The 23,103-nt window shown below is 61.6% G+C and carries 23 protein-coding genes; 18 read left to right on the top strand and 5 right to left on the bottom strand.

Going from position 1 to position 23,103, the window contains the following annotated elements; all coding sequences use genetic code 11:
• Window positions 1-465 carry an Lrp/AsnC family transcriptional regulator gene (locus tag AC1DX3_RS13510; protein WP_476989830.1) on the bottom strand — a complete coding sequence of 155 codons (465 nt, stop codon included), beginning with the start codon at window positions 463-465 and terminating at the stop codon, window positions 1-3.
• Between the two features lie 210 nt (window positions 466-675).
• On the opposite strand from AC1DX3_RS13510, the gene ald reads away from it, so the two are divergent.
• The 5 genes from ald (at window position 676) to AC1DX3_RS13485 (ending at window position 6,435) form a co-directional block, all read left to right on the top strand.
• Entirely contained in the window at window positions 676-1,773 is a 1,098-nt protein-coding gene (gene ald, locus AC1DX3_RS13505; RefSeq protein ID WP_476989829.1) for an alanine dehydrogenase, read from the top strand.
• A gap of 197 nt (window positions 1,774-1,970) precedes the next feature.
• On the top strand, window positions 1,971-3,824 hold the full coding sequence (locus tag AC1DX3_RS13500) for an alkaline phosphatase family protein (RefSeq protein ID WP_476989828.1): 1,854 nt from the start codon (window positions 1,971-1,973) through the stop codon (window positions 3,822-3,824).
• 120 nt (window positions 3,825-3,944) lie between these two features.
• On the top strand, window positions 3,945-4,442 hold the full coding sequence (locus AC1DX3_RS13495) for a GNAT family N-acetyltransferase (RefSeq protein ID WP_476989827.1): 498 nt from the start codon (window positions 3,945-3,947) through the stop codon (window positions 4,440-4,442).
• 1 nt (window position 4,443) lies between these two features.
• A complete protein-coding gene (locus tag AC1DX3_RS13490; RefSeq protein ID WP_476989826.1) occupies window positions 4,444-5,592 on the top strand; it encodes a tetratricopeptide repeat protein in 1,149 nt (382 codons plus the stop codon).
• 345 nt (window positions 5,593-5,937) lie between these two features.
• Window positions 5,938-6,435, top strand: coding sequence for a GNAT family N-acetyltransferase (locus AC1DX3_RS13485; RefSeq protein WP_476989825.1), 498 nt, complete (start codon window positions 5,938-5,940; stop codon window positions 6,433-6,435).
• Here AC1DX3_RS13485 and AC1DX3_RS13480 read toward each other — a convergent pair.
• Together AC1DX3_RS13480 and AC1DX3_RS13475 are read right to left on the bottom strand one after the other, a co-directional pair.
• A complete protein-coding gene (locus tag AC1DX3_RS13480; RefSeq protein WP_476989824.1) occupies window positions 6,432-6,932 on the bottom strand; it encodes a CPBP family glutamic-type intramembrane protease in 501 nt (166 codons plus the stop codon). The genes AC1DX3_RS13485 and AC1DX3_RS13480 overlap by 4 nt on opposite strands.
• A gap of 38 nt (window positions 6,933-6,970) precedes the next feature.
• Window positions 6,971-7,951, bottom strand: a complete 981-nt coding sequence (locus AC1DX3_RS13475) for a hypothetical protein (RefSeq protein ID WP_476989823.1) — start codon at window positions 7,949-7,951, stop codon at window positions 6,971-6,973.
• 90 nt (window positions 7,952-8,041) lie between these two features.
• Between AC1DX3_RS13475 and AC1DX3_RS13470 the strand changes: the two genes are divergently transcribed.
• The gene (locus tag AC1DX3_RS13470) at window positions 8,042-8,518 is read left to right on the top strand and encodes a MarR family winged helix-turn-helix transcriptional regulator (protein ID WP_476989822.1); all 477 of its coding nucleotides are present in this window, start codon (window positions 8,042-8,044) and stop codon (window positions 8,516-8,518) included.
• On the opposite strand, the gene AC1DX3_RS13465 is transcribed toward AC1DX3_RS13470, so the two are convergent.
• Together AC1DX3_RS13465 and AC1DX3_RS13460 are read right to left on the bottom strand one after the other, a co-directional pair.
• Entirely contained in the window at window positions 8,499-11,129 is a 2,631-nt protein-coding gene (locus AC1DX3_RS13465) for an SEL1-like repeat protein (RefSeq protein WP_476989821.1), read from the bottom strand. The genes AC1DX3_RS13470 and AC1DX3_RS13465 overlap by 20 nt on opposite strands.
• Complete coding sequence (locus AC1DX3_RS13460) at window positions 11,129-12,499, bottom strand: tetratricopeptide repeat protein (protein WP_476989820.1); 1,371 nt, start codon at window positions 12,497-12,499, stop codon at window positions 11,129-11,131. The genes AC1DX3_RS13465 and AC1DX3_RS13460 overlap by 1 nt, the downstream gene beginning before the upstream one ends.
• Window positions 12,500-12,672: 173 nt before the next feature.
• Between AC1DX3_RS13460 and AC1DX3_RS13455 the strand changes: the two genes are divergently transcribed.
• The 12 genes from AC1DX3_RS13455 (at window position 12,673) to hisF (ending at window position 23,033) form a co-directional block, all read left to right on the top strand.
• Window positions 12,673-13,320, top strand: coding sequence for a LemA family protein (locus tag AC1DX3_RS13455; protein WP_476989819.1), 648 nt, complete (start codon window positions 12,673-12,675; stop codon window positions 13,318-13,320).
• A 27-nt stretch (window positions 13,321-13,347) separates the two neighbouring features.
• On the top strand, window positions 13,348-14,181 hold the full coding sequence (locus AC1DX3_RS13450; RefSeq protein ID WP_476989818.1) for a TPM domain-containing protein: 834 nt from the start codon (window positions 13,348-13,350) through the stop codon (window positions 14,179-14,181).
• On the top strand, window positions 14,181-14,873 hold the full coding sequence (locus tag AC1DX3_RS13445; RefSeq protein WP_476989817.1) for a TPM domain-containing protein: 693 nt from the start codon (window positions 14,181-14,183) through the stop codon (window positions 14,871-14,873). The genes AC1DX3_RS13450 and AC1DX3_RS13445 overlap by 1 nt, the downstream gene beginning before the upstream one ends.
• Window positions 14,874-15,032: 159 nt before the next feature.
• Window positions 15,033-16,271 carry an Hsp70 family protein gene (locus tag AC1DX3_RS13440; protein ID WP_476989816.1) on the top strand — a complete coding sequence of 413 codons (1,239 nt, stop codon included), beginning with the start codon at window positions 15,033-15,035 and terminating at the stop codon, window positions 16,269-16,271.
• A 31-nt stretch (window positions 16,272-16,302) separates the two neighbouring features.
• Window positions 16,303-16,926, top strand: a complete 624-nt coding sequence (locus tag AC1DX3_RS13435) for a YcxB family protein (protein ID WP_476989815.1) — start codon at window positions 16,303-16,305, stop codon at window positions 16,924-16,926.
• A gap of 60 nt (window positions 16,927-16,986) precedes the next feature.
• Window positions 16,987-17,298: a YerC/YecD family TrpR-related protein gene (locus tag AC1DX3_RS13430; RefSeq protein WP_476989814.1), complete on the top strand. Its 312-nt coding sequence runs from the start codon at window positions 16,987-16,989 to the stop codon at window positions 17,296-17,298.
• Window position 17,299: 1 nt separating this feature from the next.
• Window positions 17,300-18,181, top strand: a complete 882-nt coding sequence (gene hisG, locus AC1DX3_RS13425; protein WP_476989813.1) for an ATP phosphoribosyltransferase — start codon at window positions 17,300-17,302, stop codon at window positions 18,179-18,181.
• The gene (gene hisD / locus AC1DX3_RS13420; RefSeq protein ID WP_476989812.1) at window positions 18,181-19,479 is read left to right on the top strand and encodes a histidinol dehydrogenase; all 1,299 of its coding nucleotides are present in this window, start codon (window positions 18,181-18,183) and stop codon (window positions 19,477-19,479) included. Before hisG ends, hisD begins: the two co-directional genes overlap by 1 nt.
• A 3-nt stretch (window positions 19,480-19,482) precedes the next feature.
• A complete protein-coding gene (gene hisB / locus AC1DX3_RS13415) occupies window positions 19,483-20,967 on the top strand; it encodes an imidazoleglycerol-phosphate dehydratase HisB (RefSeq protein ID WP_476989811.1) in 1,485 nt (494 codons plus the stop codon).
• On the top strand, window positions 20,964-21,551 hold the full coding sequence (gene hisH, locus AC1DX3_RS13410; protein ID WP_476989810.1) for an imidazole glycerol phosphate synthase subunit HisH: 588 nt from the start codon (window positions 20,964-20,966) through the stop codon (window positions 21,549-21,551). Before hisB ends, hisH begins: the two co-directional genes overlap by 4 nt.
• Entirely contained in the window at window positions 21,548-22,276 is a 729-nt protein-coding gene (gene hisA / locus AC1DX3_RS13405) for a 1-(5-phosphoribosyl)-5-[(5-phosphoribosylamino)methylideneamino]imidazole-4-carboxamide isomerase (protein WP_476989809.1), read from the top strand. Before hisH ends, hisA begins: the two co-directional genes overlap by 4 nt.
• Window positions 22,266-23,033 carry an imidazole glycerol phosphate synthase subunit HisF gene (hisF, locus tag AC1DX3_RS13400; RefSeq protein WP_476989808.1) on the top strand — a complete coding sequence of 256 codons (768 nt, stop codon included), beginning with the start codon at window positions 22,266-22,268 and terminating at the stop codon, window positions 23,031-23,033. The genes hisA and hisF overlap by 11 nt, the downstream gene beginning before the upstream one ends.
• Window positions 23,034-23,103: the final 70 nt, after the last annotated feature.

The raw sequence follows: 23,103 nt of genomic DNA, 5'->3' as shown, positions 1-23,103 counted from the left end.
TCAGCCCATCTTGACGGTGCGAATGGAGAAGGACGAGGCCAGTTTCGACACGCCGGGCATGGTGCTCAAGACATCGCGGTGGACGTCTTCATAGGAGAGGCTTTCACGCAGGACGATCTTGAGGAGATAGTCCGCCTCGCCCGACATCAGGTGGCATTCCTCGATGGCGGCGCAGGCGATGGCGGCCTTTTCGAACTTCTCGAAGGTTTCGCGGCGCTGGTCGGTCAGGGTGACATGGACGAAGACCGTGCCCTGTTTGCCCTGGACGTTTTCGGCGATAACGGCGCGGTAGCCGGTAATCACGCCCTTCTGTTCGAGGATCTTGACGCGGCGGTGGGCGGCCGATGGCGACAGCCCGACAGCCTCGCCCAGATCGGCCGAAGTGGCGCGGGCATTGACCCGCAGGACCTTGATCAATTCGCGGTCGAAAGAATCAAGATCGGAAAATTTATCGCTGTTTGCCATGGTTTTGAGAATATATCCTTCTACTTGCCAGATCAACTGACAATTTTTCGAGAAATTACATGTGAAACGAGATCATAATGCTTGGCATTGCGCCACGCGTCCGGTGGCCGAAATCAAAGTAAAAACCCACCACCTCGTCCGTCGTTCGGGCGCGGTTTCCCCTCTCCGGCTTTCGGGGAGATCAAAAGTGTGCAGCCAGCGGAGATGACCATGAAGATCAGCGTACCCAAGGAAATCAAGAACCACGAGTATCGCGTCGGACTGGTGCCCCACTCCGTCGCCGAACTGACCCACCTCGGTCATGAGGTCTTTGTCGAGACCCAGGCCGGCGCCGCCATCGGCTTTTCCGACGACGACTATATCGCCGCCGGCGCGAAAATCGTCGCGACGGCCGAAGAGGCTTTCGACGTCGCCGACATGATCGTCAAGGTCAAGGAACCGCAATTGCCGGAATGCGCCCGTCTGAAGCCGACGCAAACCCTATTCACCTATCTCCACCTCGCCGCCGACAAGCCCCAGGCCGAGGCCCTGATGAAGTCGGGCGCCACCTGTATCGCCTATGAAACCGTCACCGAACCGCAAGGCGGCCTGCCGCTGCTGCGTCCCATGTCGGAAGTTGCCGGCCGCATCTCGGTCCATGTCGGCGCCACCTATCTGCACAAGGCCTTCGGCGGCCGCGGCGTCCTGTTGGGCGGCGTGCCGGGCGTGGCGCCTGCCAAGGTCGTCATCATCGGCGGCGGCGTCTCGGGCGTCAATGCGGCGCAGATGGCGGTCGGTCTGTCGGCCGATGTCACCCTGTTCGATATCAACCCGCACAAGCTGATCGAGATCGACCAACTGTTCCACGGCCGCGTCAAGACCGCCTATTCGTCGAAAGCCGCGTTGGCCGAAGCGATCAAGGAAGCCGATCTGGTCATTGGCGCCGTACTGATCCCGGGCGCGGCTGCTCCGAAGCTGGTGTCGAAGGCGCAGTTGAAGACGATGAAGCCCGGCGCCGTGCTGGTCGACATCGCGATCGATCAAGGCGGTTGTTTCGAAACCTCGCACGCCACGACGCACCAGGATCCGATCTACCTGGTCGACGGCATCGTCCATTACTGCGTCGCCAACATGCCGGGCGCCGTGGCGCGGACCTCGACGCTCGCGCTCAACAACGCCACCCTGCCCTTCGTCGTCAAGATGGCCCAGATGGGTGTGTCGGCTGCCTTGGCTGCCGATTCGCACCTGCGCGCTGGGCTGAACGTCGCCGGCGGCAAGATCACCTACAAGGCCGTGGCCGAGGCGCTGGAACTGCCCTACGCCGCGTAAATATTATTTTTAGCGCCGGTGATCCACGGATAGGTCGGCCGCGTAGACATTAAATATCGGCGCCATTCCCCTATGTTGGCGCCGTGTGACGCTTGAGGCTCCCCCCGGCCTCAAGCGTCTTTTTTTGCGCCCAGGGACATGGACATGGGCCAGCCGGCATGGCACCTAAATCCTCCGTTCACGACATAAGGTGCGCCATGAAGAAGCTGTTGTCCGTTGTGATCGCCGGCCTGTGGTTGGCCGGCGCCGCCCAGGCCGAAACGCTGAAGCCGCGCCCCAAGCCACGCAATGTCATTATCTTTGTCGCCGACGGCCTGCGTTACGGCATCGTCAGCAAAGACACAGCGCCGGCGTTATACGACTTGCAGCAAAACGGCGTAGATTTCCAGAACTCCCATTCGCTCTTCCCGACCGTCACCACGGTCAATGGCTCGGCCATTGCCACCGGTCACGGCATCGGCGATACTGGCGAGTGGTCGAACGCCGTCTATTTCGGTGGCGAGCCCCTGCCCTCTGCCAATGGCCGGCCGACACCCGGATTGGAGAACAATGCCGCCCTGAAGGACGCCAATGAGCGTCTCGGCGGCAATTATCTCAACGAGATGAGCCTGCTGCATCTGGCACGCGACAATGGCTATCAGACCGCCGCCATCGGCAAGGAGGGGCCGGTCCTGATCCAGGATATCTCGGCTATGGACGGCAACAGCACCATCTTCATCGACGACTCGACCGGCTCGACCAAGCCCGGCCGCATGGTGGCGGTCGATCCGGCCGTCCTGCAGGCGATCAGCGATGCCGGGCTCAGCCTCAATCCCGACGACCATAAATCGAATGGCTCGATGTATTCCGACCTCAAGACCGGCCTGAAAGTGTCCAATGTCTTGCAGCAAACCTGGTTCACCGACGTCACGACCAAGGTCATATTGCCGCGTTTTATCGCTGCCGGTAAGCCGTTCGCCCTCGTCTACTGGTCGCGCGACCCCGACGGCACCCAGCACAATACCGGCGACGGGATCAACAAATTTTCGCCCGGCATCAACGGGCCGACCTCCCTGGCCGGTGTGCGCGACGCCTCGGATCAGTTGGGGCAGCTCATCGCCGCCTTGAAGGCCCAGGGCGTGTGGGACAATACCGACATCTTCGTCACCGCCGATCACGGCTTTTCCACGATCAGCCGCCAGTCGAAGACCTCTTACGCCGCCAGGTTCCGCTATGACGACACCACGACCGGGCAGTTGCCGCCGTCCTTCATGGCGATCGACCTCAGCCGCGCCCTCGGGCTGGAGCTGAGCGACGATGGCGGCAAGCCGGTCGACGCCGCCCAGGGCCAGCATCCCGGCGGCACATCGCTGCTGGGCGCAGATCCGACGCACTGGGATGCTCTGGTGCAGGGCGGTGGCGGTGTCTACCTCATCTATCTCGACCCGGCCAAGGCGCACGACCTGGCGCGCAAGATCGTCCATGCCCTGACACGGGAAGACTATGTCGCCGGCATTTTCGTCGCCGATAGCCTGGGTGACATTCCCGGGACCCTGGCCATGAGCCACGTCGGCTTGCAGGGCTCGGCCCTGACGCCGCAGCCGGCCATCTATGTCAGCCTGACGGATTTCGCCCTGCCGTCGTGCGTGGCGAAATGGAAGAACCCGGAGCTGTGTTCGATCATGGTGGCCGATGGTACGCTTAAACAGGGCCAAGGCAGCCACGGCGGCTTTACACGCGCCAATACGCGGAACTTCATGGCGGCCATCGGCCCCGACTTCAAGGCGGGCTTTGCCGATACGACGCCGATTTCCAATGCCGATATCGCGCCGACCCTGGCCCATATCCTGGGTCTCGCCCTGCCATCCAAGGGTGTGCTGACCGGCCGTGTGCTGGCAGAGGCCCTGCACGGCGGTCCGGTGGCGACGACATCGGCTTCACACGTCACACGGTCGCAGCCCGCCGACAATGGCTTTGTCACCGTGCTGGAAAGCCAAAGCGTCGGCGATGAGGTCTATCTCGATGCCGCCGGCATGCCGGGCCGGGTGGTCGGGTTGAAGTCGAAGAAGTAAGGGGGCTTGTCCGCGGCTTCCGTTTCACTTCACCGCGACAAATTTGCACTTGGAAATTCAACAATTGTGCAACATAGTCATGGCAGGCGCAGAACACAGGCGCAAAAGACAGGTGGGAACATGGCCCGGCAGCCCCGGATACGCAGAATTGGCGTCGACGAACTGGAAATCGTGCGCGAACTGGCGCTCGTCATCTGGCCGAAATGTTATCGCAACATCATCGGACCCGATCGTGTCGATGCCATGTTGGCCGTGCTCTATTCCAACGATTCCCTGGAAGCGGAAATGCTGGAACATGGGCATGTCTTCTGGATCGTGCGCTATGGCGATCTCGATGTCGGTTACGCGTCGGCCTACAAGGACGGCGAGCGTTTGTGGCTGAAAAAGCTCTATGTTCGCGACGATCACCGCGGGCTGGGCCTGGGCAAGGCGCTCATTCAAACGGCGCTGGAACACTTTACCCATGACACGCCGCAGGAAATGGCGCTATTCGTCAATAAGGACAATACGCCCGCGATCGACTACTATCTGCGCTCGGGCTTCAGTGTCGAGGCCGAGGTTCCGGTCCAGATGGGGCCTTACGGCTTTACCGATTACGTTATGCAAAAGGCGATCTAAGGTGACATTCAAAGGGCCGATCACGGCAGCGATCCTGGCTGCGGCCCTTATGGTGTCACCCGCCATGACGTCCCCCCTCTGGGCGGCGGACTATAGCCAGTTGCCAGGGGCGCAGCTCAGCGTCAAGGCCAATGCCGGCGACGCCGAGGCGCAATACCAGCTGGGTTACAACCTCTACCACGATAAGACCCATCCGGACATGACCCAGGCGCGGTCATGGTTCGAAAAGGCCGCTGCCCAGGGCCACGCCAAGGCCGCCTATGCCGCCGGCCTGATGTACAGCAATGGCGACGGCGGCGATGCCGATCAGGCCAGGGCCGTCGTCTATTTTCGCCAGGCCGCCAAGGGCGATGTCGCGCCGGCCAATGCCGCCATGGGCGTCGCCTATGCCACCGGCGCCGGCGTCGAAACCGATCTCGACCAGATGCTGGCCTGGTACAAAAAAGGCGCGGCGCTCGGCGACGCGAAGTCCGAACGCATGCTGGGCCAGGCGACGCTCTACGGCATCGGCACCGAAAGCGATCCCGCCGCGGCCGTGGCATGGTTGCGCAAGAGCGCGGCCCAGAACGATGCCGAGGCCGAGGCGACGCTCGCCGGCATCTATTATGACGGCGACGGCGTCACGGCCGACTACACCGAGGCTTACAAATGGGCGGCCCTGGCGGCCAAGCACGGCTCGGCCGACGGCAACTATTATACCGGCCTGATGGAAGAAAACGGCCGCGGTACGAAGCAGGATTACAATGCGGCCTTCATCTCCTATGGCGCAGCCTATCAGGAGGCCCATGGCGGCCGGGCGCTGACGCGGATCGGCGTCATGTTGTGCAACGGCCATGGCGTGGCGAAGGATCCCGAGAGCGGGCTGAAAGCGTTGCACGCCGCAGCAACCCCGGCGACACCGGAAGCCTTTTTCGCCATGGGCGATCTGTACACGACCGGTCAATGCGTGGCGAAAGACGTACCGCGCGCCTTTGTGTGGAAGCGACTGGGGATACTTTTTCGCGACCGCGACGTGACGCCGTGGCCCGATGAACTGAAAACTTTAAGCGATCAGATGACGGCTGCCCAAAAGGCCGGAATTCCCGCCCTTACTCAATCCGTGGCGGCGGAAGTTGGCATGGATGTTGATGTAAACGATTCCAAGCCGTAATTTTTACGATGTCTTTATTTTTTGAGTATTAAATTTTATATTTTATTTACTACACTCTCCATTTTAGTCGAAATTACCAATAAATAGTTAACACGCGCGCATGTCACGTGAATATGTCGTCAGTAAACAATTACGTTATCGCAACACGGACGACTTTTTACTGACGTTTTTCCATGTTACAAAATTAAGGTCTCGTTAAATTGCGTTAACAGCAATATGGGATCGGGCAGCCAGCAGAAGCAATGCCTGAAATAAATCAGTGTCGCATTCGAAGTAACGTCCCACCTCTGTTTGTCCTACGACCAAACTAAAATCCGACCCCGAACGCGTACAGCGGAGTTTATTATGCCCTACTCGCCACACGTCCGTCCGATCAGCCTGGCCGAGCTTGAGATCGTCCGCGATCTCGCCTTGCAGATCTGGCCCAAATGCTATCGCAGCATCGTTTCACCCGACCATATCGACTCGATGGTCAGCGCCTTGTTCGATCTCGACACCCTGGAAGACGATATGACCGAACGCGGCCATATGTACTGGGTCGTCCATGTCGGTCATCGCGATGTCGGTTTCATCTCCGCGCATCAGGAAGGGAGCCGCGTGTGGATCACCAAGCTCTATGTCCTGTCCGATTATCGCGGCTTCGGACTGGGCAAGGCGCTGATCCGCACCGCCCAGGACTATTTCGCGCCCGCGCAGCACCTCAGTGTATGCGTCCATAAGGAGCACGAAAAGGCCGTCGATTTCTGCCTGCGCTCGGGTTTCGAGATCGATCGCGAGATTCCGTTCAACTTCGGCACCTACGGCTTCACCGACTATGTGATGCACAAGGATTTGCGGAACTAGGACCGCAAGAGCTCCGATACCCCCGGACCGCTGAACAGGCTTTGCCATAGCCACACCATCAGTCCATGCAGCGCCACGGCGGGCCATAGCGAACCTGTGCGGTAACGCATGATGCCGCACGCCAGGCCGAGCGTCGCCGCGCAAGCCAGGAAGGCCGGCTGAAGGAATAGCCGCGCCCCCGGCAGGAAGCTCAGGGCTTCGACCACGTGCCAAAGGGTGAATATGGCTGTTGTGGCGGCGAGCCATAGAAGCGGATGCTGCGTCTCTCCTTGTCGGGGGATCGGCCCACGAAAGAGGACCTCTTCGCTGAAAGCCGGGATCAGCAGAATGAGCGGCAGGCGCAGAGCCTTGGCCACATCCGGCTGCCAATGGAGAAAGCCCCCGCCCCAGGCCATGGCGACAATAGCCAGAACCGCCGGCGCCGCCACCGATACGCAATTGGCCCAGCCTTTGGGGCTGGGCCATGTTGCAAGCGAAGATATCAGGCGTTTCAGCATGACGGCAGGTTACCCTGCCGGACGTCAGGGCAAAAGTCCTAATCGATTGGCCGTTTGCGCAACGCGAAAGCCGCGATCCAGATCATGACCAGTGCGCCGAAGATGTCGAGGCCGATCTTGCCGTACAGGTCGATACCGCCGCCGAAGCCATAAAACATGACGCCCCACATCCCCCAGGTCACGCCGAAGGTCATGGCGATGGCATGCCAGGTGGTCCACTGGGGCGAGGCCATCCAGGACGGTACCAGCCACAGCATCAACAGAGCCAGCAACAGACCGCCGCCAACGGGCACCACGGTCGGCAGCTGAGGGGCGGCACCGAAGGCCAGGATTTCGAGCCCGAAAATAGCGGCTGCCGCCAAAAGGCCGAAGACGAACAGGACGACGGGATGCGGCGGCGTCATCGGCCTGGCGGCGCCAGCGAGTAGACGGCGGGTGGGCCCCAGGGCCAGGACAAGGGCGGACAGGACGGCGACGATACCGATGATCATCAGTTTTTGCGGCAGGACGTAGGCCGGCAGATGGAAGACTTGGACGCGCGCGATCTCATTCCAGCCATACCAGGCGGCGAAACTGGCCGGCACGAACAGGATGATCAACGGGATCATGCCCCAGATATTGAGCCAGCCGTTATCCTTGCGCGTCGGATAGATCATTTCGCATAGGGCCACCGGGACGCAGACGACCAATATGGCCTCGTAAAGGGCTGCCCAGACGAAATAGACATAGTTGAAGCCCGCCCAGCGGCCATATTCCTGATGCTGGATCATCACGACGAGTGACGCGAACGAGGTCTGCTGGATGAGGAATTCCTCGGCCATGGAAAGCGCCAGGGCCAGCAGGACCAGATTGAACCAGCCCAGCCGATATGTGCGAACGAAATAGCGGGCGAAGACGGCGCCCGTCCCCCAGATCAACATTTCGATGGGGAAGACGAAAACCGAGCTCAGGCGGGTGGCGCCCGGCATCAGTTCGGCGACGGCCGGCGCCATGATCATGAGTGTGAGAGCCGGCAACATGGCGCCAAACCACGATCTTTTTTGAACTTTTTCGTCCACGGACATGACTTTGCTCTTTCTTTTTCTAAGAACCTCACATATAAATATCTTATGTCTAAGATATATACAAGTGAGGAAATTGCCGCCCAGGCCAATGGCCGGCTGGGGCGCGATCTGGCGACTGCCGTCATCACCTTTCACGAGGTGGTGGCGCGTCAGCTGGGCATGAGTGCGGCCGAGCGCAAGACATTGGACGTCCTTGCTGAGTTGGGATTAGCGACGCCGGGGCAACTGGCCCAGGCGACTGGACTGACGACCGGCGCCATCACCGGCATTGTCGATCGTCTGGAAAAGGCCGGCTATGCCCGGCGCGAGCCCAATCCGAACGACCGGCGCAGCTTGCTGATCCGGCCACTGCAGCAGGAAAAGCTGGGCAAGTTGCTGGGCCCGATCTTCGGATCCTTGAGCGCTGCCATGACGGCCATGGCCGGCCACTATACGCCCGAAGAGCTGGATGTCGTCGCGCGTTACCTGACCGACACGATCGCGGTGCTCAAGGCGGAAACGGTCAAGCTGAAGGCGAAGTAGTTTTCGTCGGCTTGAACGCCTTGGCGGCGTCCTGCGCCTTGCGGGCGTCGGCGGGCGAGAGTTGACGGCTTAACCTGTCTCCCGCCGTTTTGGCGTCGTCATTGGCCGGAGCCGCGATCAGATACCAGGTCAAGGCCGCCACCGGGTCTTCACGCGTCCCCAGGCCGTTTTCGCTCATGACGCCAGACTGGTACTGCGAGGTGGGATCGCCCGCCTTCGCCGCCTTGGCAAACCAGATAAGTGCGCGGTCATAGTCGATAGCGACACCGCGGCCGTTGAGATAGACCTTGCCCAATTGGTAGGCCGCCGTCGCGTCGCCGGCGTCGACGCATTTTTGCAGGCGCCTGACGCCTTCGGCGGCATCGGCGCCGACACCCTGGCCGTCCAGGTAAAACAAGGCGACGGTGACGGCGGCGTCGGGATCGCCCTGATCGGCAGCCTTGTTGTACCAGGTGAAGGCCGCCTTGTCGTCCTGATCGACGCCGTCGCCGATATAGTACATGTAGCCGAGGTTCATCTCGGCCGAGACATGTCCATCCTTCGCCGCAAGCGTATAGGTTTCGATTGCCTTGGCGGCGTCCTTGTCCGTGCCAAGACCGTGTTCGTACATGTAACCCAGTTGGTTGCGGGCGTCGCTATTGCCCTGGGCGGCCGACTTTTGCGTCCACACGAAGGCCGCCTTGTCGTCTTCCGGAACGCCCTTGCCATTCAGGTAGATCTGGCCGGCATAATATTGCGACCACACGCCACCGCCTTCGGCGCCGGGCAGAAACAGGGCCAGGGCCTTGGCATTGTCGACGGCTTCGCCATCGCCTTCATAGGCCATCAGGCCGAGATAGTAGCGGGCAACGCTGTCACCGCCCTGGGACGCTTTTTCCAGCCAGGTGCGCGCCTGAGCGTAGTCTTGCGCCGGTCCCTCGCCGAACAGATAGAGATAGCCCACATTGCGTGCGCCGGCGGCGTCGCCCTGGTCGGCGGCCTTGCGATACCAGCTCATGGCCTGGGCCGGATCGGCCGGAGCGCCCTCCCCGGTTCTATAGATATCGCCCAAGGCGTTTTGCGCGGCGACATAGCCGGAATCGGCGGACTTGCGTATCCATGCCAGACCTGAACCGCTATCCTTGCCGACGCCAGCGCCCTCCATCAAGGCGCGGCCCAAGGCAAATCGCGCATAGGCGTTGTCCTGCTCCGCCGCCTTGCGGTACCACGTGGCGGCCTGTGCCGGGTCCGCCGCAATGCCTTGCCCCAGGGCGTAGCGCGTTCCGAGGAGATACTGACTGGGGGCATTGCCGCTTTCGGCCGCGAGCCTGTAGAGTTCGAACGCCTTCGCCGGATCCGCGGTGACACCCAGGCCGTCGTCATACATGCGGGCCAACAGGATATTGCCTTCGGCGACCCCGGCCTTGCTCGATTTTTGTAACCAATCCAGCGCAGCGGCATAGTCCTGAGCAACGCCTTCGCCGCGCAGATACAAGGCGCCGACATTCGCCATGCTCTGGGTGTCGCCAAGATCGGCGCCCTTCTTGTAGAAGGCGAACGCCTTCGCCGTGTCGGCCTTGACGCCCAGACCGGAGAAATACATGTCACCCAGCCGGACATAACCGTCGAGATTGCCGGCATCGGCCTCCTTCTGGTACCAGGCCTGGGCTTCAGCGGCGTCTCCACCATTCTCAAGCAGGGCGTTGCCAAGCGCATTCATCGCCAGGGGGTCGCCGGCTTCCGCCGCCCTGCGGTACCAGCCCTGCGCCGCCTTGACGTCTTTCGTGACAATTTCGCCGCGGCTGTAAATATCGCCAAGATAACGGTCGGCAATGGGTGAACCCTGGTCGCTCGCCTGGTGCAACAGGTCGATCGCCCGGACCGTGTCCTTCGGCACATCCTTGCCCGATATATACAGGACGGCCAGGCTGACAAGACCTGCGGGCTCGCCGTCGTCGGCGGCCTTTTGATACCAGATTACCGCCTTGCCCGCGTCCTTTGCGACCCCTTCGCCGTGGTTGTACATGTAGCCCAGAAAGGCAGCCGCACGGCCCAGATGTTGGTCGGCGGCCTGGTTGTAATAGCTTAACGCCTTGGCCAGGTCTTTGGCCTCGCCATCACCGTCGTAATAGATTGAACCCAGCTCCATTAGGGCATAGGCGTTATTGTTGAGTGCGACAGCCTGCTCGTAAAGGACTTTTGCCCTGGCATGATCTATGGGCACACCGCGGCCGAACTCGTAGGCATCGCCGAGATTGGAAAAGCCATCGGCATAGCCCAGATCGGCCGCCTTCTGGTTCAGGGCGACAAATCGCGCCGGATCGGCCGGCACGCCGTGACCGTTAAGATAGAGGTTGGCCAGGTCGGTCATGCCTTCGGCATCACCGGCGGCAACCGATTTTTCGAACAAGGCTATGGCCTTGGCGTAATCGCGCGTTACGCCCCTGCCCTCGGCATAGGCGAGACCGAGGGCATCACCGGCCAGCAGATCGCCGGCATCGGCCAGGGTCTGCAACTCGGCAAGCGGTTTGGCGCGATAGGCCTGCATTTCGGCGAAGGTCGGCAGGGCCGCCGAAGCCGCTCCTGCGCAGGCAAGACAGAGGGCGGCGCCGGCCAAAAGGACGCGCTTCATCACTTGTCGTCCGGTTCTTCGGTGGCGTTGAAGGCCTTGACCATGGCCTGGGCCTTGCCGACATCGCCGAAACCCACCGTCTTTTTCAGGCGCTCGACCGCCTTTTTGCAATCGTCGTCGTCCTGGGCGGCCCCCAGCATATACCAGCCCAGCGCCGTGGCGCGGTCCTGGGGCGTGCCCATGGCGTTCTCATACATGACGCCCAGCTGATACTGCGCCCAGGCGTCACCTTGGGCGGCGGATTTATGGAACCACGACAAGGCCTGGGCGTAATCGGCCTTCATGGTGATGCCCTTCATGGCGAAGTAGCCGAGATAGTATTGGGCGCGCATCTGGCCCTGGGCGGCGGCCTTGGTGTACCATTTCAGCGCCTGCTCGTCGTCGTCTGGCAGGAAGTCGCCGTAATAATAGCTGCTGCCCAGCTTTAGTTGGCCCAGACGATCGCCCTGCATGGCGGCCAGGGCGTAATATTTGAAGGCTTCGCCGGCATCGACATCGCGGCCCACTCCCTGGCCGTAAAAGCGGCCGAGGGCCAGCTGGCCGAGGACACAGGCCTTGTCGGCCCCGTTCTTGTACCAGGCAAAAGCCTGGTCATTGTCGGCCGCGACACCGTTCGTGCCGTCTTCATAGCTGCTGCCCATGCCGTAAAGGCCGGTGCAATCGCCGAGTTCCGCGCCCTTGCGATAGCTGGCCAGAGCCTTGACGGGATCCTTGGCGACACCATAGCCATGGTCGTAAATATCGCCCACCGACGACCAGCTATAGCCATTGCCGAGTTCGGCGCCTTCCTCATAAAGTTTAAGCGCGGCGGCATAGTCTTTGGTGACGCCGGTCCCGGCATAGTAGAGGTCGGCCAGGTGATTGATCCCCGGTACATAGTGTTGGTCGGCGGCCAGGCGGTACCACTTGGCGGCCTCGGCATAATCGCGCGCGACACTGTAGCCATTTTCGTACATCCAACCGACGCTGTTTTGACCATTGGCGCTGTTCTGGGCGGCCGATTTTCGATACCAGGCCATGGCCATGTCGAGGTCTGAATCGTCGCCGTCGAGAAAGGTGTTGCCAAAATAGGCTTCGGCATCGGCGTCCCCGGTATCGGCAGCTTTTTTCAACCATTTGGCGGCGAGGTCATCATCCTGCTCGACACCGTCGCCCTTGTAATAGCGATACCCCAGGTCGGTCATGGCCTTGACGTCGCCGGCCTCGGCCTTTTTTGTCAGGTCGGCAATGAGGGCCTTGTCGTCAGCTGTTACCGCGGCCGGTTGCGCCTGCGAATCAGCCGGCGAAGCCTTATCCTGGGCGAACACGCCCACCGGCGCCATGGTCAAAAGCGCCGCCGCGCACAGGCCGGTCAAAAGTCGTAATTTCATCGATTCCCCCGATAATCCCCATCCAGACAACGAAAATAGCCGAGTAGCGCGCATTTGTCGCGGAAAATGCGGCCTTCCTGCCCCCTTTAAAATGGTTTAAGAAGGCTTACATTGGTGAGATGCAGGGGGCGATGGACGCCCCAACTGCATCCGGGCACAAGGGAGCTCCACATATGTTCAAGCGCGTAATAGGTCTTATCACGGTCGCGGGCCTGGCCCTCGGACTGGCGGGCTGCGGCTTCAACAACATTCCGACGAAAGAAGCCAATGCTCAGGAAAAGTGGGCGCAGGTGCAGAATGAATATGCCCGCCGCGCCGAACTGGTTCCGCAACTGGTCGCCACGGTCAAGGGCGCTGCCGCCAATGAACGCGGTATCCTGACCGACGTCATCAATGCGCGCGCCTCGGCCACCAAGGTCACTGTCGATGCCTCGACGATCACCGATCAGGCCAAGTTCCAGGAATATCAGCAGGCGCAGAATGGCCTGTCGGGCGCTTTGGGGCGTTTGATGGTGATTCAGGAGCAATATCCGAACCTGAAGTCGAACGAAGGCTTTTTGACCCTGCAATCGCAACTGGAAGGCACGCAAAACCGTGTCACCATCGCGCGTCAGGATTATAATGTCGCCGCCAAGGAATATAACCTGTCCCTGGTCACCTTCCCGTCGATGATCTGGGCCAGCACGTTCCAGAGCGGTCACAAGCCGATGCAATATTTCACGGCGACCGCCGAGCAGCAGTCCAATCCGAATGTCGATTTTTCGACACCGGCGCCTGCTACGACAGCGCCTGCGACCGCACCGGCTCCGGCTTCGAACTAAGCGTTTAAAAAACAAGGTCATCTGAAGATGTCTGCTGTCGCTCTACGGCTAACGCGGCCCTTCATGGTGGCCTTGTTTGCGCTCGTCTTAACGGTGACGGGGACAAGCGCCTTCGCCATCGATCTGAAATTCCCTGATCAGAACGGCACCCGTGTCGTCGATCAGGCCAATGTCCTGTCCGACGCGACGGAAAAGGACCTCGATCTCAAGCTGAAAGGCCTCGAAGACACCACGACCGACCAGATCGTCGTCGTGACCGTCGACAGCCTGCAGGGCGACGAGATCGAGGACTATGCCAATCGCCTGCTGCGCGCCTGGAAAATTGGCCAGAGCGGCCAGATCAAGGCCTCGAACGGCCAGACCTACAAGGACAATGGCGTCGTCCTGCTGATCGCGCCCAATGAGCGCAAGGTGCGCATCGAGGTCGGTTACGGCCTGGAACCGGTGATGACGGACGCCATGTCGTCGATCATCATCCGCCGCCAGATCTTGCCGCAATTCAAGTCGGGTGATTACGACGCCGGCGCCGAAGCCGGGGTTGCTGCCATCATCGAGCAATTGTCGCTCGATCGCGGCGTCGCCATCCAAAAGGCCCAGGCCGCGGCCCAGCAAACCGAACAACAAAGCTCGCGCGGCGGCCTGCCGCTGCCCGTCATCATCTTCATCATCATCTTTATCCTGATCTTCGCCCGCGGCTGGCTGCCCTGGCTGATCCTCGGCAATGTCCTTGGCGGCGGCGGTCGCGGCGGTGACTGGGGCGGAGGCGGCGGCTTCGGCGGCGGTGGCGGTTTTGGCGGTGGCGGCGGATTCAGCGGCGGCGGCGGTGGCGGCGGTGGCGGCGGCGCCTCGGGAGGATGGTAATGAGCTTGAACATCGATCATAGCCGCATCAATGCCGCGATTGCCCAGGCGGAGCTTTCGACCTCGGGTGAAATCACCTGCGTCATCAAGGGCAAGGCCATGGATTATAGCGGCACGCCGGTCGGCTGGGCCGCGGCAGTGGCGCTCATCCTGCCGCTCGGTTTCGCTGGCATGGGCTTGTTGCCGCACGACTGGCTGGCGGCGGCCCTCGGCAAGGTTATCGGCTGGAACACCATCGGCGTCAGCGGCGAGCTGGCGACCTGGGAAATCGTCCTGGCCTATGCCGCCCTGCAACTGGTGCTGTTTACCGGCGTCTTCGTGCTGGTCAATTTCACGCCATTGAAACTGTGGCTGACCCCCAAGGCGACGCGCCATCGCAAGGCCCACGAAAAGGCCATGGAACAGTTCTATGCCCGCGGCCTGCACCTGACCCAGGCGCAAACCGGTGTGATGATTTTCTGCGCCCTGGAAGAGCATTTCGTCGAGGTCATCGCCGACTCCGGCATCTATGGCAAGGTCGACGCGTCGGTGTGGAACGACACGGTCGCCGTGTTGTTGAAGCATATCAAGTCAGGCGATTTGACCACCGGCTTCGAACAGGCCATCGGCAAGTGCGGTGAGGCCCTGAGCGCCCACTTCCCGCCGGACGGCGACAATCCCAACGAATTGCCCGACGTTTTGATCGAAATTTAGCTGGCCAACGGCGGGGCTGGCGGTTCAAGCGCAATCCGACAAAGTGGACACCACTTTTCGGGTAGATTGCGCGTATGGCAGAAATTCACAGCGAAAGAGCCTTTCTATTTAAGGCCATTTCGCTGTAAAGACGCCGTCCCCTCCCACTTCAGGCCTGTTATGTCCCGTCCCTTTTGCGGCATTGATTTCGGAACCTCCAATTCGGCGGTTTGCGTCGGCGTGAAGGATCGCCTGAGCCTGGCGGCCATCGAAGGCGACGCCCTGACCATGCCATCGGCGGTCTTTTTCAATTTCGAAACCGACGCGGTGACCTTCGGCCGTGAGGCGATCGCGCAATATCTCGACGGTTATGAAGGCCGCTTGATGCGGTCCTTGAAGTCGATTCTGGGCTCCAGCCTGATCCGCGAAACCAGTCAGGTCGGCACGTCGCGCAAGGATTTCCGCGCTATCATCGCGCTCTATATTGCCGAGCTGAAGCGCCGGGCGGAAGGCCAGACCGGGGAACGCATAGAAGATGTCGTCATGGGCCGGCCGGTGCATTTCGTCGACGGCGACGACGAGGCCGATGCCCGTGCCGAGGCCGAACTGCGCGGTGTCGCCGAAGCCGTCGGTTTTAAAAACGTCGCTTTCGAATATGAGCCCCTGGCGGCGGCGCGCGACCACGGGTCGCGGCTGACGGGCGAAGAAGTCGTGCTGATCGTCGATATCGGCGGCGGCACGTCGGACTTTTCGGTGCTGCGTTTGGGCGCCGGCCAACGCCAGATCTTGGCCAATTCGGGCATCCATATCGGCGGCACCGATTTCGATACGCGGTTGAGCCTCGATACGGCCATGCGGGACTTAGGGTTCCGCGGCAAGCTGAAAAGTGGCCTCGACATGCCGACGCAATATTATTTCCAGCTGTCGACCTGGCACCTGATCAACTTCATGTACACGCAAAAGGCCATGGCGGGGGTACGGCAACTGCATTACCTGTCGGGCGATCGCGACAAGACGGCGCGGTTGCTAGAAGTGGTCGAGAAACAGGCCGGCCACGATATCGCCAACCGCATTGAAAAGGCCAAGATCGTCTTGTCGGATAACGATATTGCCGAGGTCGACTTTACGGCCATCCATCCGGGTTGGCACATGCCGGTGACGCGTGACGTGCTGATGAACGCGATCTCGGGTGACGTCGCCAAGGTCGTGGCGACGGCCGTCGACACGGTGACGGAAGGCGCGGGTTTGGAAGTTGGCGATGTCCAGACCCTGTTCATGACCGGCGGTTCGACCGCCCTACCCGGTTTCGAAGCGGCGATGCAGGCGGCCTTTCCGCAAGCGAAAATTAGCTATGGCGATCGCTTTTCCAGCGTCGCCAGTGGGCTGGGTTTGGCGGCGCGCGAACGATTTGGCGATTGACGTTTTATGTTCAGGTGCGCACAAGGACGCCATGACGGACGCGACCTTAAGCAGCCAGGACTATCGGATCGGTTTCGGCGATTTTAACGCCTTTTTCGGCGCCTGGCTAAGGCGCGGTTTCTTCACGCGGCAAAGGCTTTATATCTGGTTGGGGATGACTGCGGCCTTGTCTTTGTTGACGCTCGGAACGATTCCTGTCCTGCTTTCCGGAATGAACAAGGCGCAAAAACTGCCCTTCCAAATGGATGCCCTGTTCTGGTGCATCTTGATCGCGGTGTTTGTCCTCTCCTGCCTGATATTTTCCGGGATCATCGTCTATCTGCTGACCCTGCCCTTGATCTATGTCGTTCAGTTGGCAGGCTTTATTCTGGGCTCGATGCGCCGCCGTAAACAGAGCGTTGCCCTGTCGTCGCAGCGGATCGCCAAGACCGTCGACGATGCGGTCAGTGAGACACCATGGTCGCGGGTGCATTCCATCACGGCGACCCGCCAAACCGTCCTTATCTTTACCAGCCGCAACTCGGCCATGGTCATTCCGAAACGCGCCTTCGACACAGCGGAAATGGCGGATGCCTTCGCCGCGTCGGCGCGACATTACTGGACCGAAGCGACGGGCGGCAAGGACGCGGCCAAACACCCGGAAGCGCATTTTTAACTTGCGCCGCCACCGGCGCTGCTGTATCAGCACGCTAACACATTAACACATGGATCGCCGATGCCCAATTCGGATCACAAGATGAAGCCCGAGGATAGCGACGCCCTCGCCCAGGCCTTGCTCGGCCTGCAAAACCTCGATGAGGTCAAGGCCTTCCTCAACGACCTGTGCACGCCGTCGGAGATGCGCGCCTTTGCCGAACGCTTCAAAGTGGCGCGTTTGCTTGACGAAGGTCAGTTGTCCTATCGCGAGATCTCCGAGCGCACCGGCGCCAGCACGACGACGGTCACCCGTGTCGCGCGGTTCCTGCGCGAAATGCCCCATCAAGGTTACCGGCTGGTGCTGGATCGCCTGAAAGATTCGAAAGACTAAGATGACCGAGAACCGCTTACGTATCGCCGTGCAGAAGTCCGGGCGATTAGCCGACCGCTCGCTGGAACTGATTTCCGGCGCCGGCCTGCGCGTCATGAAGGGCGCCAACGACCTGCTGTACCGCATCGAAAACCAGCCGATCGACCTGCTGCGCGTGCGTGACGACGACATACCGACCTTCGTGGCCGATGGCGTCGCCGAGCTGGGTATTGTCGGCTTCAATGTCCTGGCCGAACACTTCCCCGACGCCGATCTCGATAAGATGATCATCATGCGCCTCGGTTTCGGCTCGTGCACCCTGAAGATCGCCGTGCCGGACAATATCGACTACACCGGCCCGAAGTGGTTAGAGGGCAAGCGCATCGCCACCTCCTACCCCAATATTCTGGCCAAGTTCCTGAAGGAACACGGCGTCACGGCAGAGATCGTCGAGATGCGCGGCGCCGTCGAAGTCGCCCCGCGGATGAAGATCGCCCACGCCATTTGCGACCTGGTTTCGACCGGCGCCACCCTCGAAGCCAATGGCATGAAGGCGACCGACCTGGTGCTGAAGTCGGAAGCCGTGCTGATCAAGGCGCCGCACGCCCCGGCGCCGGAATTGGCCCACACCTATGACATGGTCATCCGCCGCTTCGACGGCGTCACCGAATCGACCGGCGCCAAATATGTCATGCTGAACGCACCGCGCGCCCACTTGGATGAGATTATCGAGATGATACCAGGGGCAGACGCGCCGACCATCATGCAACTGGCCGGACGCGAAGACGTCGTCGCCGTCCATGCCGTGTGCCAGGAAAACGTCTTCTGGGAAACGCTCGACAAGCTGAAGGCGGCCGGCGCTTCGGCGATCCTGGTCCTGCCGATCGAAAAGATGATGAAGTGATGAAGAGTTTTGTTTGGAAAGAGCTGACGGCGGCCAAGCGCGGTACCGCCCTGGCGCGGCCGCTGAACCGGCGCGATGGTCGCGTGCTCGACACGGTCAAGGTGATCTTCGAAGATATCGCGCAACGCGGTTTTCAAGCCGTGTCCGATTGGGCGGTCAAACTCGACCATCATGCGCCAGTGCGTATCGCCCTGAACGCGGCCACCGTCGATGCGGCGCGCGCGAAGCTGGCAGCTGAGGATCTGGCGGCGATGGAACTGGCGGTCGACAATGTCCGCGCCTTTCAGCAGGCCGAACTGCCGTCCGACGGCCCGATCATTACGCCCAAGGCGGGCCTCAGCCTGCAACGCGTTTTCCGCCCGATCGGCACGGCGGGGCTCTATGTCCCGGGCGGTACCGCGCCGTTGTTTTCGACCCTGATCATGACGGCCGTGCCGGCTGGGGTCGCCGGCGTACCCAATCGCATCTGCGTCACGCCACCGGCCAAGGACGGCTCGCTGCATCCGATGATGATCGCCGCGGGTGCGGCGGCCGGTCTCGACGCCATCTGGGCCGTCGGTGGCGCGCACGCTATCGCCGCCCTGACCTATGGCGTGCTGGAAGGCGCGCCCAAGGCCGACAAGCTGTTCGGGCCCGGCAATGCCTATGTCGCCGAAGCCAAGCGCTATGCTACGGAAATCTCCGGCGGACCGGCAATCGATATGCCTGCAGGCCCTTCAGAACTGCTGTGCATTGTCGACGACGCGGCCAATGTCAAACTGGTCGCCGCAGACCTGCTCAGCCAGGCCGAGCACGATGCCGACGCCCAGGTCATACTGGTCGCCCTGTCGGCCGACATCGCTAAACGCGTCATGGCCGAGGTCGCCATTCAGGTCGAAAACCTGCCGCGCGCTGCCATCGCCAAGGCGTCGCTGGAAGAAGCCCGGGTGTTTATCGTCTCGTCGCTGGAAGAGGCCGCCGAGGTCTCCAACCTCTATGGTCCGGAACACCTGGCCATTCAGGTCGGCGATGTCGATGCCATTATCCCGCAACTGACCGCCGCCGGGACGATCTTTGCCGGCACCTATGCCGCCGAGACCTTTGGCGACTATGCCGCCGGCCCCAGCCACGTCCTGCCGACCGACGGTGCGGCCCGGGCTTGGGACGGCATAACCGTACGCTCGTTCCTGACCAGTTTCGTCGTGCAGCGCGCCACTAAGGCCGGCGCTGCCGCCATCGCCCCAGCTGCTGCACGATTGGCGCGGTTGGAAGGCCTCGAAGCGCACGCCTTGGCGGCGGACTTCAGGCTGGAGGTCTAGATAATGTTTAACTCCCCCTTCTCATCGCTGAACGCTTCAGGCGCCGGGCTCGAATCGCTACCGCCGTCGCTCGAGCCGTTGCGCGAGCGCATGGCCGACTATTACGGCGTCGAAACCCATCAGCTGATTGTCACGCGCGGCGCTTCGCACGCCCTGGAAATCCTGATGCGGCGCCTGCGCGTCCATGGCCACGAATTCGTCTGGGCCGGTGCCGATCACTATCTCGAAGACCTGTGCGCGGTCTATAATCTGACCATCCGCAAGCCGCCGGAAAGCGGGCATATCGCCAAGGGTGGCGGGTTCTACCTGGTCCATAATCCAAGCCAGAAGGACGGCAAGGTTTTGGACCTGGTCGCCGCACGCACCCTGGCGGTCGACATCTTCCCGTCGATTCTGGTCATCGACGAAAGCTATTTCGACGCCTGCGACTCCGCGGGCATGGCCGAGCTGGCGACGTCGGAACCCAATGTCGTCGTCATCAAGAGCCTGTCGTTTTTGTTCGGCATGTCCGGCGCCCGCGTCGGCGCCCTGATCGCCCAAACCAAGACCCTGCAAGGTCTTCTGCGCTATTGTGAGCCGCATCCCTTGCCGACGCCGTCGGTGCGGGCGGCCGAAAGCGCCCTGTCGCCGTCGCGGTCCTTAAGCGTCCAGGCGCGTATCGACCTGATCCGCGCCGAACAGGTCCGCGTCCGAGAAGCCCTGGCCAAATCGCCGCAACTGGAAGGCTTCGATCTCAATGATGGGCCGTTCATGCTGCTGCGGCCAAAATCCCTGCTACAGACCCAGACGGCGTTGAAAAAGCTCGGCCTGTCGGTCCAGGTGACGCCGCAGGGGCTGCTGATTGCCTTGGGGGATGTGGCGACCAATAACCGCATCTTGCGGGCGCTCGATATCGCCGACGACGGCAAGCCGCCGCGCACCGGCGAAGTCCTGCGCGACACCAAGGAAACCAAGATCTCGGCCCTGGTCAATCTCGACGCCGCCAAGCCGGTCAAGGTCGCGACCGGCATCGGCTTCTTCGATCACATGTTGGACCAGGTGGCGACCCACGGCGGCTTTTCGCTGCAACTGGCCTGCGAAGGCGACTTGCATATCGACGGCCACCACACGGTCGAGGACTGCATGCTGGCCTTCGGTCAGGCCCTGAAACAGGCGCTCGGCGACCGCGTTGGCATGGCGCGCTTCGGCTTCGTCCTGCCGATGGACGAAACCGAGGCCAAGGTCAGTGTCGACCTGGGCGGACGTCCATTCTGCGTCTTCAAGGGCGAGTTCCAGTCGACCCATATCGGCGATTACCAGACCGAGATGACGGCGCACGCTTTCCGCTCATTGTCGGAAACGCTGGGCGCCTCGATCCATGTCGAGGTCAGCGGCGGCAACGACCACCACAAAACGGAGGCCTGTTACAAGGCGCTGGGCCGGGCGCTGCGCCAGGCGACGCGCATCGAAGGCGACGCCCTGCCCTCGACCAAGGGGATGCTCGCGTGATTACGGTTATCGAAATCGGCTGCGCCAATACGGCGTCGGTTCTGTTCGCCCTGGAGCGGCTCAACGTCGAGGCGCGGTTGTCGTCGTCTCCCGAAGAGATCGCGGCGGCCAGCAAGGTCGTGCTGCCTGGCGTCGGCGCCGCCGGCTTCGCCATGAGCCGCATCCATGAACTGGGCCTGTTCGACACCATTCGCGGACTGAAAGTACCGCTTTTGGGCGTGTGCCTGGGCCAGCAATTGCTGTTCGACGGCTCGGACGAAGGCGATGTCGCCTGCCTCGGCCTGATCCCCGGCCAGGTCACGAAGATGACCGCGAGCCAGGATATGGTCGTGCCGCATATGGGCTGGAACCAGCTCGACGTCCGGCGCGACGACCCGCTGACCGCCGGCGTCAAAGACGGTGACTACGCCTATTTCGTTCACAGCTTTGTCTGTCCCGTCAACGATTTCACCCTGGCGTCCTGCACCTATGGCGAGCCGTTCGCCGCCATGGTGCGCAAGGACAATGTCTGGGGCTGCCAGTTCCACCCCGAGCGCTCGTCGGCGACGGGCGCCCAGATTTTAGAGAATTTTGTACGACTATGATCCTTTACCCGGCCATCGATCTGATCAACGGCGAATGCGTGCGGCTGTCGCAAGGCCGCTTCGACCTGGTGACGAAATATGACAGCGATCCGTTCAAGCGCCTGGCCTTGTTCAACCAAGAACATGCGCAATGGGTGCATATCGTTGATCTCGACGGCGCCAAGGCGGGCTCTCCGCAGCAGCATGAACTGATAGGCCGGTTGGCCGAAGCGTCGCGCGCCAAGATCCAGACCGGCGGCGGCGTGCGCACGCGCGAGGACGTCCAGGCTCTGCTCGATCGCGGTGTCGCCTCGGTGGTGGTCGGCTCGGCGGCGGCAAAGTCGCCCGACGAAGTGCGCGGCTGGCTGCGCGATTTCGGCAAGGACCGCATTACGCTCGCCCTCGATGTCCTGCCATCGGGTGACGACTGGGATGTCGCCCTGCATGGCTGGGTCGAAGGCTCCGGTCTGTCGCTGTGGACCGTGCTCGACTATTATCCGGCTGGCGCCGCCCAGCGTATCCTGGTCACCGACGTGTCGCGCGACGGCATGTTGATGGGACCGAACATGGCCCTGATGCGCGCCTTGCGGCAAAAGCGTCCGGACCTCGAAATCCAGGCGTCCGGCGGCGTCCGTTCCATCGAAGACCTTTATGATTTGAAGGCCTTGGGCGTCCACGGCGCTATTGTCGGCAAGGCCATCTATGAGGGTCTCATCGACCTGAAGGCGGCGCTGAATGTTGGCTAGACGGATCATTCCCTGCCTCGACGTCAAGGACGGCAAGGTCGTCAAGGGCGTGCAGTTCGTCGGCCACGAAGTGCTGGGCGACGCCGTCGACCTGGCCATGCGCTACCGCGACGAAGGCGCCGACGAGCTGGTGCTCTACGACATCACGGCCTCCAGCGAGGGCCGCACGGTCGACTATGCCTGGGTGTCGCAGATCGCCCGCGCCCTCGATATTCCGTTCTGCGTCGCCGGCGGTATCCGCACCGCGGAACAAGCGGTGCGGTGTTTGAACTCCGGCGCCGACAAGGTGTCGATCAACTCACCGGCTTTGGAACGCCCGGACCTGATCAACGAACTGGCCGAGATGGCCGGCTCGCAATGTGTCGTGGTCGGCATCGACTCGCGGGAAAGCGACGGCGACTATTTCGTCCACCAATACAGCGGCGACCCGGACAAGATTCGCACGGTCGGCCGGCGGACGCTCGATTGGGTCGTCGAGGCGCGTGACCGCGGCGCCGGCGAGATCGTGCTCAACTGCATGAACCAGGACGGCGTGCGCAAGGGTTACGATATCAAGCAACTTCGTCTGGTGCGCGACCTGATCGATATCCCTTTGGTGGCCTCGGGCGGGGCCGGCGCCGTCGAACACTTCGCCGAGGTTTTCGACCAGGCCGATGTATCGGGTGCCTTGGCGGCCAGCGTTTTTCACAAGAAAATCATTGCCATTCCCGACTTGAAGCGTGATCTTCGCCAGGCCGGAATTGCCGTCAGACTTTAAGARAGCAAGAGACCCCACCACCACGCCCTCCGGGCGCGGTCCCCCTCCCCGGCAAGCGGGGAGGATCAAG

Source organism: Asticcacaulis sp. P2_B1, from assembly GCF_056404915.1.
The sequence above is the reverse complement of the archived record's forward strand: the minus strand, read 5'-3'. Positions and strand labels throughout refer to the sequence as shown.

What these genes read in the sequence shown, in the direction of transcription:
- AC1DX3_RS13510 (WP_476989830.1), bottom strand. Translation starts at nt 465, where the DNA reads ATGGCAAACAGCGATAAATTTTCCGATCTTGATTCTTTCGACCGCGAA.
- ald (WP_476989829.1), top strand. Translation starts at nt 676, where the DNA reads ATGAAGATCAGCGTACCCAAGGAAATCAAGAACCACGAGTATCGCGTC.
- AC1DX3_RS13500 (WP_476989828.1), top strand. Translation starts at nt 1,971, where the DNA reads ATGAAGAAGCTGTTGTCCGTTGTGATCGCCGGCCTGTGGTTGGCCGGC.
- AC1DX3_RS13495 (WP_476989827.1), top strand. Translation starts at nt 3,945, where the DNA reads ATGGCCCGGCAGCCCCGGATACGCAGAATTGGCGTCGACGAACTGGAA.
- AC1DX3_RS13485 (WP_476989825.1), top strand. Translation starts at nt 5,938, where the DNA reads ATGCCCTACTCGCCACACGTCCGTCCGATCAGCCTGGCCGAGCTTGAG.
- AC1DX3_RS13480 (WP_476989824.1), bottom strand. Translation starts at nt 6,932, where the DNA reads ATGCTGAAACGCCTGATATCTTCGCTTGCAACATGGCCCAGCCCCAAA.
- AC1DX3_RS13475 (WP_476989823.1), bottom strand. Translation starts at nt 7,951, where the DNA reads ATGTTGCCGGCTCTCACACTCATGATCATGGCGCCGGCCGTCGCCGAA.
- AC1DX3_RS13470 (WP_476989822.1), top strand. Translation starts at nt 8,042, where the DNA reads ATGTCTAAGATATATACAAGTGAGGAAATTGCCGCCCAGGCCAATGGC.
- AC1DX3_RS13465 (WP_476989821.1), bottom strand. Translation starts at nt 11,129, where the DNA reads ATGAAGCGCGTCCTTTTGGCCGGCGCCGCCCTCTGTCTTGCCTGCGCA.
- AC1DX3_RS13460 (WP_476989820.1), bottom strand. Translation starts at nt 12,499, where the DNA reads ATGAAATTACGACTTTTGACCGGCCTGTGCGCGGCGGCGCTTTTGACC.
- AC1DX3_RS13455 (WP_476989819.1), top strand. Translation starts at nt 12,673, where the DNA reads ATGTTCAAGCGCGTAATAGGTCTTATCACGGTCGCGGGCCTGGCCCTC.
- AC1DX3_RS13450 (WP_476989818.1), top strand. Translation starts at nt 13,348, where the DNA reads ATGTCTGCTGTCGCTCTACGGCTAACGCGGCCCTTCATGGTGGCCTTG.
- AC1DX3_RS13445 (WP_476989817.1), top strand. Translation starts at nt 14,181, where the DNA reads ATGAGCTTGAACATCGATCATAGCCGCATCAATGCCGCGATTGCCCAG.
- AC1DX3_RS13440 (WP_476989816.1), top strand. Translation starts at nt 15,033, where the DNA reads ATGTCCCGTCCCTTTTGCGGCATTGATTTCGGAACCTCCAATTCGGCG.
- AC1DX3_RS13435 (WP_476989815.1), top strand. Translation starts at nt 16,303, where the DNA reads ATGACGGACGCGACCTTAAGCAGCCAGGACTATCGGATCGGTTTCGGC.
- AC1DX3_RS13430 (WP_476989814.1), top strand. Translation starts at nt 16,987, where the DNA reads ATGCCCAATTCGGATCACAAGATGAAGCCCGAGGATAGCGACGCCCTC.
- hisG (WP_476989813.1), top strand. Translation starts at nt 17,300, where the DNA reads ATGACCGAGAACCGCTTACGTATCGCCGTGCAGAAGTCCGGGCGATTA.
- hisD (WP_476989812.1), top strand. Translation starts at nt 18,181, where the DNA reads ATGAAGAGTTTTGTTTGGAAAGAGCTGACGGCGGCCAAGCGCGGTACC.
- hisB (WP_476989811.1), top strand. Translation starts at nt 19,483, where the DNA reads ATGTTTAACTCCCCCTTCTCATCGCTGAACGCTTCAGGCGCCGGGCTC.
- hisA (WP_476989809.1), top strand. Translation starts at nt 21,548, where the DNA reads ATGATCCTTTACCCGGCCATCGATCTGATCAACGGCGAATGCGTGCGG.
- hisF (WP_476989808.1), top strand. Translation starts at nt 22,266, where the DNA reads ATGTTGGCTAGACGGATCATTCCCTGCCTCGACGTCAAGGACGGCAAG.